General features: G+C 46.8%; 13 protein-coding genes. 10 read left to right on the top strand and 3 right to left on the bottom strand.

The genetic code is table 11. The features are described from left to right. Positions 1–185: 185 nt before the first annotated feature. Positions 186–491, bottom strand: a complete 306-nt coding sequence (locus AC6EJC_RS03410; protein WP_010345522.1) for a rhodanese-like domain-containing protein — start codon at positions 489–491, stop codon at positions 186–188. A 270-nt stretch (positions 492–761) separates the two neighbouring features. Here AC6EJC_RS03410 and aroA point away from each other — a divergent pair, with 270 nt between their 5' ends. From aroA to AC6EJC_RS03385, 5 genes are all read left to right on the top strand, one after another. Next, positions 762–2,054 carry a 3-phosphoshikimate 1-carboxyvinyltransferase gene (gene aroA / locus AC6EJC_RS03405; protein WP_444952738.1) on the top strand — a complete coding sequence of 431 codons (1,293 nt, stop codon included), beginning with the start codon at positions 762–764 and terminating at the stop codon, positions 2,052–2,054. A 32-nt stretch (positions 2,055–2,086) separates the two neighbouring features. Then, positions 2,087–2,521: a CoA-binding protein gene (locus AC6EJC_RS03400; protein ID WP_444952737.1), complete on the top strand. Its 435-nt coding sequence runs from the start codon at positions 2,087–2,089 to the stop codon at positions 2,519–2,521. Positions 2,522–2,828: 307 nt separating this feature from the next. Further along, positions 2,829–4,712 (top strand): glucose PTS transporter subunit IIA, encoded by a 1,884-nt coding sequence (locus AC6EJC_RS03395; RefSeq protein WP_023989337.1) that lies wholly within the window; start codon positions 2,829–2,831, stop codon positions 4,710–4,712. After that, positions 4,709–6,454 carry a phosphoenolpyruvate--protein phosphotransferase gene (gene ptsP / locus AC6EJC_RS03390; RefSeq protein ID WP_444952736.1) on the top strand — a complete coding sequence of 582 codons (1,746 nt, stop codon included), beginning with the start codon at positions 4,709–4,711 and terminating at the stop codon, positions 6,452–6,454. The genes AC6EJC_RS03395 and ptsP overlap by 4 nt, the downstream gene beginning before the upstream one ends. 6 nt (positions 6,455–6,460) lie before the next feature. After that, a complete protein-coding gene (locus AC6EJC_RS03385; protein WP_444952735.1) occupies positions 6,461–6,583 on the top strand; it encodes a hypothetical protein in 123 nt (40 codons plus the stop codon). A 155-nt stretch (positions 6,584–6,738) separates the two neighbouring features. On the opposite strand, the gene AC6EJC_RS03380 is transcribed toward AC6EJC_RS03385, so the two are convergent. Next, a complete protein-coding gene (locus tag AC6EJC_RS03380; protein ID WP_444952734.1) occupies positions 6,739–7,275 on the bottom strand; it encodes a type 1 glutamine amidotransferase domain-containing protein in 537 nt (178 codons plus the stop codon). 338 nt (positions 7,276–7,613) lie between these two features. Between AC6EJC_RS03380 and AC6EJC_RS03375 the strand changes: the two genes are divergently transcribed. The 4 genes from AC6EJC_RS03375 (at position 7,614) to AC6EJC_RS03360 (ending at position 10,431) form a co-directional block, all read left to right on the top strand. Continuing rightward, positions 7,614–8,060: a hypothetical protein gene (locus AC6EJC_RS03375; protein WP_444952733.1), complete on the top strand. Its 447-nt coding sequence runs from the start codon at positions 7,614–7,616 to the stop codon at positions 8,058–8,060. Between the two features lie 101 nt (positions 8,061–8,161). Next, complete coding sequence (ytxJ, locus tag AC6EJC_RS03370; protein WP_444952732.1) at positions 8,162–8,503, top strand: bacillithiol system redox-active protein YtxJ; 342 nt, start codon at positions 8,162–8,164, stop codon at positions 8,501–8,503. 107 nt (positions 8,504–8,610) lie between these two features. Beyond that, entirely contained in the window at positions 8,611–9,618 is a 1,008-nt protein-coding gene (ccpA, locus tag AC6EJC_RS03365) for a catabolite control protein A (protein ID WP_023989333.1), read from the top strand. Between the two features lie 114 nt (positions 9,619–9,732). After that, entirely contained in the window at positions 9,733–10,431 is a 699-nt protein-coding gene (locus AC6EJC_RS03360) for a 5'-methylthioadenosine/adenosylhomocysteine nucleosidase (protein WP_444952731.1), read from the top strand. An 11-nt stretch (positions 10,432–10,442) separates the two neighbouring features. On the opposite strand, the gene AC6EJC_RS03355 is transcribed toward AC6EJC_RS03360, so the two are convergent. Continuing rightward, entirely contained in the window at positions 10,443–11,075 is a 633-nt protein-coding gene (locus AC6EJC_RS03355) for a GNAT family N-acetyltransferase (protein ID WP_444952730.1), read from the bottom strand. Positions 11,076–11,323: 248 nt separating this feature from the next. On the opposite strand from AC6EJC_RS03355, the gene acsA reads away from it, so the two are divergent. Next, positions 11,324–13,039 (top strand): acetate--CoA ligase, encoded by a 1,716-nt coding sequence (acsA, locus tag AC6EJC_RS03350; protein ID WP_444952729.1) that lies wholly within the window; start codon positions 11,324–11,326, stop codon positions 13,037–13,039. Positions 13,040–13,107: the final 68 nt, after the last annotated feature.

The following is a 13,107-nucleotide window of genomic DNA, read 5'->3' as shown; positions in this document are numbered from 1 at the left end:
TAGAAGAAGCTTCCGTTTTTTTGATTTGTAATTATGGGTTCGATTTTGATGGCGGTAGAGGATTGTGTAATCTTTTGACGCTATGGTATGATAGAAACAGAATATTTTAATGCATTACCGCGTCTAAGCTTTGAGCTAAAACAAAAGAGACGGGAAGTTCCCGTCTCTTTTGTTGAGTAGCTTTTTTACTGCTCCTGTGACCATTGCAGCATGCCACCGGTCATGTTAGTACAGCCTTCATAACCTAGCTGCTGCAGATATTCGCAGGCTCGTTCACTGCGATAACCGCTCCGGCAAATAAAGATGATTTCACCGGTGCGTTCAATTTCCTCAAGACGGCCCGGAAGCTGTCCGAGCGGAATGTGCTTGGCACCTTCAATCATGCCTTCCGCTACTTCTTCCGCCTCGCGGACGTCGATCAATTGCAATTGCTCTCCTGCTTGCAGGCGTGCGCGAAGCTCAGAAGGTTCAATCAGGGCGATTTGCGTCATGGCTGGACCTCTTTTCTGGTGTAAAATGGGTGCTACGTGTGTTTTTGACGTGTGCAAAACATCACACTCTCTATGTATGATAGCTAAGCATTCTCTAAGCTGTCAATTGGCCTAATCCTAAAAACGGATTAGAGACGAATCAACCGACGGATTAAACTCGGACGACCTAGATTAATATTCCTTATTTTTTGGGGTGGAGAAATGAATGCTACAACTTGTATAATTAACGTAAAATAGGATGGTTTGAACCGAAAAGGAGCAATGTACATTATGGATGTTATCGTTAGACCTACCCCTTCCTTGCAGGGAGAGATCGGGGCCTTGTCCTCCAAGAACTACACTACTCGTTATCTGCTCACAGCGGCACTTGCGGATGGACAAAGCACTATTTATTATCCAGCGCATAGTGAAGATAGTGATGCTATGCGTCGCTGTATCGCCGATCTGGGTGCAGTGCTGGAAGAGGATGATGAAAAAATAGTTATTACAGGTTTTGGTAGCCATCCTCAAGCTGTGAAGGAATTAAATGTGGGAAATGCAGGAGCGGTACTCCGTTTTTTGATGGGAATTGCTTCCCTTTGTCCGGATGTTACATTTGTTAATACATATCCCGACTCATTGGGTAAAAGACCACATGATGATCTAATCGATGCACTGGGGCAACTGGGTGTGAAGGTAGAACATCGCGAAGGTAAGTTGCCCATTCGTATTCAGGGTGGACAGGCGAAGGGCGGTAAGATTCAGGTGTCCGGCTCGGTTAGCTCACAATATTTGAGCGCTCTGTTATTCCTTACGCCTTTACTGGAGGAAGACAGTGAAATCGAAGTGCTGCATGATTTGAAATCCAAGGTGGTCATTGGGCAGACCCTGGAGGTATTGCAAGAGGCCGGTATTATCATTCATGCAAGCGATGATTACATGTCTTTCCGTGTCCCGGGGCGGCAATCATATCAGCCACGGACGTATACTGTACAGGGAGATTATCCAGGGAGTGCAGCGGTGCTAGCGGCGGCTGCAGTAACGAATTCCGATGTTACTATCCATCGTCTAAAAGAGCAGAGCAAACAGGGAGAACGTGCTATTGTAGATGTGCTGCGCATGATGGAAGTGCCACTGACGCATGAGAACGATACCGTTGTTGTGAAGGGCAATGGCCGATTGAAGGCCGTCGAGTTTGACGGTGACGCCGCGACAGACGCTGTGCTCGCAATGGTGGCTGCGGCTGTATTTGCTGAAGGTACGTCCCGTTTTTATAACGTGGAGAATTTACGGTATAAGGAATGTGACCGCATTACCGATTATTTGAATGAGCTGACGAAGGCTGGAGCTCGGGTAGAAGAACGCCAAGCGGAAATTATCGTTCATGGCAGGCCGGAGGGTGTCGAAGGGGGCGTGGAAATTAACGCGCATTTTGATCACCGTGTTATTATGGCCTTGACGATTGTAGGTTTGCGCGCACAGAAGCCGCTAGTGATCAAGGATGCGCATCATGTCGCCAAATCGTATCCGCAGTATTTTGACCATCTGACGACGCTTGGTGCTTCTGTAGAATGGGTAAAATAAAGGCAAGCGATTTTTGAACAGGAGGGGACAGAATGGCTTTTGAAAACCCGTCGAGGGAAGAGATTAAAACTATTTTGGAACAAGTAGGCAATATTGCGGTTGTTGGTTTGTCTGATAAATCAGATCGAACCTCTTATATGGTTTCTTATGCCATGCAGAAGCGGGGATACCGGATTATTCCGGTTAATCCTGCGGCGGCAGGGCAAACGATTCTTGGGGAGACTTGCTATGCCAGTCTTGATGAAGTACCTGAGCCTGTCGAGCTGGTCAATGTATTCCGTCGCAGTGAATACTGTGCAGAGGTTGCGCGTGAAGCAGCCGCTATTGGAGCCAAGATTTTGTGGCTTCAACAGGGAATTATAAGCCAGGAAGCCGCTGACATTGCGCAGGAGAATGGAATGACGGTTATTATGGATCGTTGCATTAAGGTGGAGGACTCAGTGACCCAAGCTGTACGTAAAGGATAACCATGGATCTGTGACCCAAGCTATACGCACATGAAGAAAAACCTTCTTCCCTTGCTTCACAGGGGTGAAGGTTTTTGGTGCGAAATGAGAACTATGGTACAGTATATTATACTTTCAGGAATCCATATAATGTATGTATGCCTTGATTATGAAATGGTTTAGATGAATTCATTAGTGTTATCTGTTGTAGTGATAAAGTTATTTTGACCTGTAGAAGCGTAAAAAAATATTTTTGGCAGACAGAATCATTGCTTTGACAAAAGTATTTATTCGGCTTACCATCATGGATAGAAAGGAGAGGAATGCCATGAATTGGCTCGGATCCTTACAACAGCTCGGTCGTGCTGTCATGCTCCCGACGATGGTGCTACCAGCCGCTGCAATATTGCTAAGTCTCGGCAGCCTTCCTTGGTCCACATGGGGATTCCCTATGGTGTCTGATATGGCAAATGCGGCGGGACACGGGATTTTTTATTTTTTGCCGTATCTGTTTGCGGTTGGTGTTGCACTTGGTATGTCGAATCAGGCAGGTCAGGCGGGACTGGCAGCATTGGCTGGTATGGCTATATATGATCAGGTTACATTGAGATTTGGAAACGGACTCATTCAACCGGCGACGCTCATTGGTATCATTTTGGGGGTCATTTCAGGGGTAGCCTATAATCGCTTCAAAAGCATTAAGTTGCCCGAGGTGCTTCAGTTTTTTGGGGGTACCCGATTTGTTCTGCTGCTTATTGGCCTGTTCTCCGCTGTGTTTGCAGGACTCATGCTGATTATTGCTCCACTCATTCAGAGAGGACTGCAATTTATAGTAGGTCTGGAATCGAGCTTGGGCGGCTTTGGACTGTTTATTTACGGTATTCTATATCGGCTGCTGGCTGCCTTTGGTCTCCACCATCTGCTTAATAATATATTTTGGTTTCAACTGGGTACATATAAAACGCCGTCTGGCAACGTTGTGCAGGGAGATTTACCCCGGTTTTTTGCTGGCGATCCGACAGCGGGCTATTTCATGTCCGGGTTGTTCCCCATTATGATGTTTGCGATCCCTGCCATTGCGCTGGCGATCATTCAGGAAGCACGTGAAGATTTGAAGCCAAAGGTGCAAAAAACGTTTTTGACGGCTGCGCTTGTCTGCTTTTTTACTGGAGTGTCGGAACAGATCGAGTTTGCCTTTTTGTTTGCTGCTCCTTATTTGTTCCTCGTTCATGCGGTCATGTCTGGGCTGGCTATGTGGCTTACCTTTGAGCTGGACATTCATCACGGATTTTCCTATTCGGCGGGTTTTATAGATTATGTCCTTAATTTTCATCTATCACATAACGCCTGGTTGTTAATTCCAGTGGGAGTGGCGTACGGGCTTGTGTATTATGTCCTGTTTCGATGGGCTATCCGGCGATTCCGTATTCCAACTCCTGGCCGCGAGGAAGGTTCGGTTCTGGAGGATTGGGCCGGCAATATTCCTTACAGTGCTCCGCTTATTTTGGAAGCACTCGGTGGGAAGGAAAATATTGTGCAGGTGGAGGCCTGCATCACACGTTTGCGGCTGACCGTTCACAATGACAGGCTGATTGATACCGGAGCGATGAAGGCTTTGGGATCGGCTGGTCTCATCAATCTGGGCGGGGGGAATTTGCAGGTCGTATTTGGAACGTATTCAGAACTGATTCGTGAGGAAATTGCGAAGCTGATGGAGCGTGATCTCCCTCAAATTTTGTTCAATGCTCCTGTACATGGAAAAATGCTACCGATTCATGAAGTGCCTGACAAAATTTTTGCGACGAAGCTGGTCGGGGACGGTGTTGCTTTTGTTCCTGAACGCGGTGAACTTGTGTCTCCGGTGTATGGTACTGTGATGCACCTGTATCCGACTATGCACGCTTTAGGCATCTCCACACGAGAGGGACTTGAGGTTCTGCTTCACATCGGGATTGATACTTCACAGCTAAAAGGGAATTTTACTGCTATGGTAGAAGCAGGCGATACGGTGGAACCGGGGCAACTGCTGATCAAATTTGATTTGCAGGCGCTGCGAGAGCAAGCTCCATCGCTGGTGACTCCTATGGTCATCACGAATCCGGATCGCGTCAAGTCGTGGAGCTTTGCTCCGTTTAAAACAGTGAAAAAAGGTCAGGCCTCGGTAATGTCCGTTGTGCTGCATGACAGGAATGTTGGAGGGGTAGAAACATGATAGAAGGCATCGGCGCCGCAGCAGGTGTGGCAATCGGGAAGGCATTTGTCCTGCCGAGCTGGGAGTGGGATTTACCTGATCAAAAAATGGATGCGGTAGATCTTGCGAAGGAATTTGAACGGTTGTATGAAGGGATACGTACATCCAAAAGTGAAATCCAGTTTATTAAGGATGAGTTTCGAGAGATGGTGGGGCCGGAGGAATCCAGCATTTTTGATGCTCATCTTGCGATATTGGAAGATCCGGAATTCATGAACGAAATTCGCGGAATTATTGAGCGTCAGTACAAGGCGGCCGAGGTGGCTGTAAAGGAAGCCATTGATCATTTTGTGACGATGTTTGATTTACTGGATGATGAATATATGAAGGAGCGGGCAATCGACATCAAGGATGTGGGGAACCGACTGCTCAAGCATTTGCTGGGTGCACCGGAAGTGACTCTTCCCAAGGACACACAGCCCTATATTCTGGTAGCCAAGGAGCTCTCACCCTCCCAATCGGCACACTTGAATCCTAGCTATGTGTTAGGGATTGTGACTATGAATGGTGGTAAAACATCGCATTCTGCGATCATGGCCCGCGCGCTTGGTATTCCACTCGTTTCAGGACTGGAGAGCAATCTGAATTTGCCCGTTCAGACCGGAGATATGATGGTTGTGGACGGAGACCTGGGCAAGGTTTATGTGAATCCGGAGAAATCTGTAACTGACCATTATACAATCTTGCGCGACGAGCAACGACGCAGAAAAGAGCAGCTTCAGGTACTTGCTTCTGTAGAAGCCGTAACCAAGGATGGAACCACACTGAGGCTGGCGGCCAATATTAGTTCCGTTAAAGAGCTGGAGGCGGCTTTGAAGCATGGTGCTCAAGGTGTGGGGCTGTTTCGCACGGAATTTTTATACATGGATCGCAAATCTGCTCCAGATGAAGAGGAACAGTATGGAGTATATCGACTGATAGCGGAAAAGGCGGGGAGCCACTCCGTAGTCATCCGTACATTGGATATCGGCGGAGATAAGCCGTTGGACTATCTTCAACTACCAGAGGAAGAGAATCCTTTTCTAGGCTACCGTGCTATACGGATCAGTCTGGATTGGAAGGAATTATTTAAAACCCAGTTGACTGCAATTTTGCGAGCCAGTGCAACGGGAAATATCAAGGTAATGTATCCGATGATTTCATCCGTGGAGGAAGTCCGCCAGGCAGATGCTCTCTTGAAGGAGGCTATGGCGGATTTGGATGCAAGAGGGCTTGCCTATAATCCTAAAATTCCGCGAGGGATTATGATTGAGGTACCGGCTGCGGCGATGATCGCTGATCTATTAGCGGCTGAAACGGATTTTTTTAGTATCGGAACGAATGATCTGGTTCAGTATGTGCTGGCTGTAGACCGTATGAACGAGCAGATTGCACATATGTACCATCCATACCATCCAGCTGTGCTTCGTATGCTGCGCATGACTGCACAAGCGGCACATCAAGCAGGAATTGATGTGAGTGTATGTGGTGAGATGGCTGGAGATGAACGGTCCGTTCCGCTTTGGCTGGAACTGGGGATACATCAGCTTAGCATGTCCCCCCAATCTTTATTGCGGGTCAAGCATCGTGTGCTGAATACGACTGCATCTGAGGCAACGACGGTCGCTCGAGCTTGCTTTGGCATGTCCACTGGTGCAGCGATCGAAGACAAGCTGAGTGCAGCTAATGTCAGCTGCACTCCGGCCGGGCCTGGGGGGCAGTAATATTTAATGTCCGCAATGCTTCGCACAGCCTTCACATCAGGAGAAGCCAAAACCCCGTCTGTTGAGTCTGCTGCTGCAGCCCTCAATGGAGAGCATGGGTTGGACGAAAAAGCACCTTCAAAACCATGAATAAAGTGGTTTTGAAGGTGCTTTTTTCTCATATTGTTAAGCAGCCTCTTGTGATCACGGACAATTCATAATTAGCAATTACCCTGACTCCATATGGCCGTAGATAAGGTTATTCAAGCCCTGAGTGTTAGGACTTAATGTCAGGACTTAATGTCTTATTTCTGGGCGTTATCTGCTAACAAATCGCAGAATGCTTTTCCGTAAGGTGGAAGATCGGGCGGTCGACGAGCGGATACAATATGTCCGTCCGTCACAACAGCCTCATCCTTCCAGATAGCTCCTGCATTTTCCATATCATCACGGATACCTGGTGTGGAGGTTACCGTAACACCATCCAAAATTTTAGCAGAAATCAGTACCCAACCTGCATGGCAGATTTGTCCGATCGGTTTATGAGCGGCATGAAACTCCTGTACGAGTTGAATGACCTTGGGATAGCGGCGCAGTTTATCAGGTGCCCAACCGCCAGGGACAAGAATCCCGTCGTAATCGTTGCTATTCAATTCCTCAAAGGCATATTCTGCTTCAGCAGGTACGCCATATTTTCCAATATATTTTCTACCCTTTTCAGCACCGGCTAAATGTACTTCTGCGCCTTCTTCACGCACGCGGTACACCGGGTACCATAATTCCAGATCCTCGAATTCCTCATCTACCAGGGCGATAACCTTTTTTCCGGCAAGTCTTGACATCCAACCATCCTTTCGTGCGTCACATGATGACACCTTTGTTTTGTAATCTGTACTTTTACATCTTAAGAAAAAGAACGCCCGAAGTCCATTCCTTCGCAGATTCTCAAGATAGTAGTCTGCTCTTTGACAGCAATTATCGTCATTTTCTGACCCGCCAAAGCTTTGGTAATTTGTTCATAGCTGCAATCTGTGGAAGGATTTGAGGTCCCAAAGTCGAAATAAAACAAGGTATGATAGATTTAATAGAGTTAACAAAACTTTTATAGACTAGTAGATAGATATATCTGGATTCTGATGAGATCCTCATATAGTTTGATCCTACGTAATGAGGTGGTTAAATGCATAAGCAATGCCAATGTGGCAAACCGATGGGACTGGAACTGAGAAAGGTAATATATGCGAGCAAGGTTGAAATTTTGCACGTCCCCGTATTCTCATGCCCGTCATGCTTTTCCAGTGAGGTTTTGCAGCATGTGACGAAGGACATCAAGGAACTCTTACAAAGTCTAGGGAACAAGCCTACGGCACGAAGAATATCTTTTGCGCGCAACAATGAATTGGCAGAAATTATTCGCAAGCTTGTGCTGGAGGAAGCGGACAATCCCAATGTGGATTGGCAATCCGCTTTGGAGGAGCGAATGGAGCTTCGAATTAATCTCTTGCTGGATCTTTATCGCTATGCGAGAAGTCTGGGAGATGAAGATTGGATGAATGATGTAGAGAAAAGATTGGTTCAATTATCCGGTTTTACCAGTGAATCGGTATTTACGAATACAAAAAACTAAAAAATATGAAAATTTTCATGGTCACCATTGGATTTTACATGTTCTTTTTGTTACGATGTGAATAGGCCATACGACAAGACACAGAAAGGAATGTATATCCAATGGCGACGATGACGAAAATGACTACTGTTCAACAATTAAATACGGCTCTGGAAGCGTCATCAGACAAGCCGTTGCTTCTCTTTAAACATAGCACACGTTGTCCGATAAGTGCAGGCGCATATCAGGAAGTGGAGTCCTATTTGCAAGGCGCTCCCGACGAAAATATTGAATACGGTATCATTTATGTAGTAGAAGATCGGCCGGTGTCCAATGAGGCTGCGGACAGGCTTCAGGTGAAGCATGAATCGCCGCAGGCCATTTTAATCAAGGACGGAGAGGCTATCTGGCATACATCCCATTCGAATATTACAGCCCGTGTGCTCCACGATCATCTCACATAGATAGAATGAGTGCTGTCGTTGCATAAAGTAGTATTTTGTCGTATCATGGTTCTAATTAGTTGATCTAGGATTCGGTTGAAAATTTATTGGCAATGGAGAGAAGGAATGTGACGGTAACGATCTATGATGTAGCTCGCGAAGCTGGTGTCTCAATGGCCACGGTGTCCCGCGTAGTTAACAATAATCCTAATGTAAAACCTCAGACCCGCAAGAAAGTGTACGAAGCGATTGAACAATTGGGATATCGCCCAAATGCGGTGGCTAGAGGTCTGGCCAGCAAGAAGACAACGACCGTTGGCGTGGTTATTCCGGATATATCGAACTCAATTTTTGCAGAAATTGCGCGCGGTATTGAGGATATAGCGAATATGTATCACTATAATATTATTTTGTGTAATGCTGACAAGCGGAAAGAAAAAGAGATTCGTGTCATCAACACATTGCTTGAAAAGCAAGTGGATGGACTTCTGTTCATGGGCGGTACAGTAACGGACGAGCATATTCAGGCGTTCCATACAGCCGCAGTCCCTATCGTTCTATGTGCTACGAGTGATGAAAAAGGTAGCTATCCTTCGGTCGATATTGACCATGAAGCCGCTGCTTTTGATGCAGTAAACACGTTGATCCGCCATGGACACCGTCAAATCGCAATGATCAGTGGTACGCTTCAAGACCCAGCTAACGGCTATGCACGTTTCCAAGGTTACAAGAGAGCGTTGGAAACAGCCGGAATTGATTATCAGGAGGATCTCGTGCGAATCGGGAACTACCGTTATGAATCCGGTGTCGAAGCCATGAAATACTTCCTGGGCCTGAAGAAGAAGCCAAGTGCGATTTTTGCTGCTACGGATGAAATGGCAATTGGGGCGATTCACAGCATTCAGGATGAGGGATTGAAAGTACCTGATGATTTTTCGGTAATCAGTGTTGACAATATTCGTATGGCCTCCATGGTTCGGCCTCAGCTGACAACCGTCGCACAACCGATGTACGATTTGGGTGCGGTAGCGATGCGTTTGCTGACCAAGTTGATGAAGAAGGAAAACGTGGAGAACCCTCGCGTTATTTTGCCGCATGAAACCATTTTGCGGTTGTCAGTTAATTATTTAGACTAGGTGCAGTGCTGAATAGGATATACCTTCGATGAAAGCTCCTTTGATGGAGCTTTTTTCGCGGATACATAGCTTTTTATGGACATCATCATCAAACCAAGAATAGAGGGATGCGTAATGAGCCGACTTTACGGATTAATGGGTGCTATGGATGAAGAAATTGAATTGCTGCTGTCAGCAATGACAAAAGCGAGCACGACGATCAAGGCTGGAATCACATACACTACAGGAATCATTCACGGGCAAAAGGTTGTCGTATGCAAGTCCGGTGTGGGCAAGGTCAATGCTTCGGTAACAACACAAATCCTGATTGATCATTTTGGCGTAGAACAAATTATATTTACGGGAGTGGCGGGAGCGGTACACCCCGATTTAAACATTGGGGATATTGTCATCTCATCAACATGTATGCAGCATGATATGGATGTAACGCCTTTGGGTTATGCCAGAGGGATCATTCCTTATCAGGACACCTCAGAGTTCGTAGCTGATCCTGAGCTTGTCCGCCTGGCTGAACAAGCCTGCAAATCGTTTGGCGATCGATATATTGTCGGTAAGGTGCTTTCCGGCGATCAATTTGTCGCAAATCGTGAGTTAGTAACTGCATTGCATCAGGAAATGGACGGCGCTTGTACCGAGATGGAGGGTGCAGCAGTGGCTCAGACGGCTTATATGAACGCTGTGCCTTATGTTGTCCTACGATCTATGTCAGATAAGGCTGATGGGTCAGCTCATGTTAATTATGCTGATTTTACGGTAGAAGCTTCACATCGCTCGCATCGTATTGTGGAGTACATGCTCAAGCATTTGAGCTAATGGTGCAATATTTAATACATGAATCTTCGGACAAACCGGATACGGTCAAATTGCTCCCGTGATGCGAGAGGCACATCCTCTCCCATTCGTACCATCAGACAGTTCGCTGGATGTGAGCATATTTCAGGATCATCCGTGGCGTACCAGACCATATCTACGGTTTTCATTAGACGTTCCATCATGCGGCGGTATTCCCATACGGAAAGACCGCTGCCTTTTAAATCCCAATGCCAATAGTATTCGGTCGTAAAAATAATATAGGATTCAAGCTGTTCGTCCTCAAAGGCAATCCGAATCATTCGGCTACCCAGGCCCAGACCACGATAGTCATCGGCCACCTCAACAGCTCCAAGTTCCAGTAAATCCTTCATGCCAGCTTCCGACCAGCGTTCCATCTCATCCGGGTAGTGGAAAGTGACGTATCCCAGAAGGGTTTCCCCGTTATGGGCAATGATAATTCTGCCTTCTGGCAGTTCCGAAATTTCCACCAGCGCGTCGAACTGCTCCTTTGGTTTACGAAAGGCGTCCAATTGCGTATGCATTTGAAATGAACGCAGTTGATCAGCGGATACCGGTCCTTCTACGTAGATTGTTTGTCCGTTATGATCCAGCGTGTCCAAGTGGTACAGTTTTAAATGCTGCATGTGTGCGACCTCCTTGTTTACCATCAGCTAGCTCTCCACATCCCCTACTTATAACAAAAAAACAAATAAATGAAAAGGATGGTCGTCACATCCTCATCTATGATATACTGTTTTAGACATAGAATGTTCACAATTAGATGTTTTAAATCAGATATTAAACCAAAGGGATACATTTGCTTTCATTGAATTTGTAAGCGCTATCTTGTCCTGTGCAATTCTCATTATCATTTTATGAGGAGGCTGTATGCATGAAGAATGAAGAACTCCAGGCTGTAGTTCCCACATCCAACATGGGCCCGTACGAACAAGCTTACAACCGATTTCAGTGGGAAGACGCAGAACGTCATTTTACGTGGTATGAAACAGGCAAGGTGAATATGGCACATGAAGCCATTGATCGACATGTAGAGGAAGGGCGTGGTGAAAAAACAGCACTTTTGTATTGTGATGCCAGCCGTGATGAATCTTACACCTTTTCTCAGCTTCGTGCCAGCTCTAACAGGTTTGGTAATGTGCTACGCAAATACGGTATTGGCAAAGGGGAGCGGGTGTTTATTTTCATGCCACGTTCACCTGAGCTGGTGATTAGCTTGCTTGGTATTTTAAAGGTAGGGGCTGTTGTGGGCCCTTTGTTTGAGGCGTTTATGGAAACGGCGGTCAAGGATAGGCTGGAGGATAGCGGGGCGGTGGCGCTAGTGACCACACCTGCACTTCTTTCGCGGATAAAACGCGAGGAGCTACCTGAGTTGCGGCATATTTTTGTGGTTGGTGATATGGATGAACGAGAGCAAGGGATTATTGATTTTGAAACGGAAATGCTTACTTCCTCAGAAGAACTTGAACCTGAATGGCTGAGTCGTGAGGATGGATTAATCATTCATTATACGTCAGGCTCCGCAGGCAAGCCGAAAGGCGTGTATCACGTACAAAATGCGATGATTCAGCATTATTATACTGGCAAGATGGTGCTGGATCTGCGGGAAGATGATGTGTATTGGTGTACTGCTGATCCAGGCTGGGTCACAGGAACGTCATATGGCATTTTTGCTCCATGGCTGAACGGAGCGACGAATGTTATTCGTGGGGGCCGTTTCAGCCCAGAGGACTGGTACCGGACGATTGAGCGTTACGAAGTGACCATATGGTATAGCGCTCCTACAGCGTTTCGAATGCTGATGAGCGCAGGGGAGCAGGTTGTTGCCAAGTATGATCTCGGTAGTCTGCGGCATGTGTTATCCGTGGGAGAACCACTCAATCCCGAAGTGGTGCGATGGGGATGGCAAGTATATACCCAGCGCATTCATGATACTTGGTGGATGACGGAGACAGGGGGACAGTTGATCTGTAATTACCCTGAGCTGCCGATTAAGCCGGGTTCGATGGGAAAGCCACTTCCAGGTATTCAGGCTGCTATTTTGGACGACAGAGGGCAGGTGTTGCCTCCTAACCGGATGGGTCATTTGGCGATCCGTACACCATGGCCATCTATGATGAACTGTATATGGAATAATCCGAACAAGTTTCAGGAATATTTCCGCTTTCCCGGTTGGTACGTGTCCGGTGACTCTGCCTATATGGATGAGGATGGTTATTTCTGGTTTCAGGGACGGATTGATGATGTTATTAACTCCTCCGGGGAGCGAATTGGTCCTTTTGAGGTGGAGAGCAAGCTTCTGGAGCATCCTGCTGTAGCGGAAGCCGGAGTCATTGGAAAACCAGATACCGTGCGGGGAGAGATCATTAAAGCTTTTGTTGCACTACGTGAAGGCTATACACCATCTGAAGCTTTACAGCAGGACATCTATCGCTTCGTCAAGGAAGGGCTGTCTGCTCATGCTGCTCCACGCGAAATTGAATTTAAGGAAAGGTTGCCCAAAACCCGTTCCGGTAAAATTATGAGACGTGTACTGAAGGCCTGGGAGCTTAACCTTCCTACAGGTGACTTGTCTACCATAGAGGATTGAAGTGCTGTGCATGTTAGAATTAAAAAGGGAGTCTCCAAAGCCTTAATGGCTAAGGTGACTCCCTTTTT

Source organism: Paenibacillus sp. TY11, from assembly GCF_059772165.1.
The sequence above is the reverse complement of the archived record's forward strand: the minus strand, read 5'-3'. Positions and strand labels throughout refer to the sequence as shown.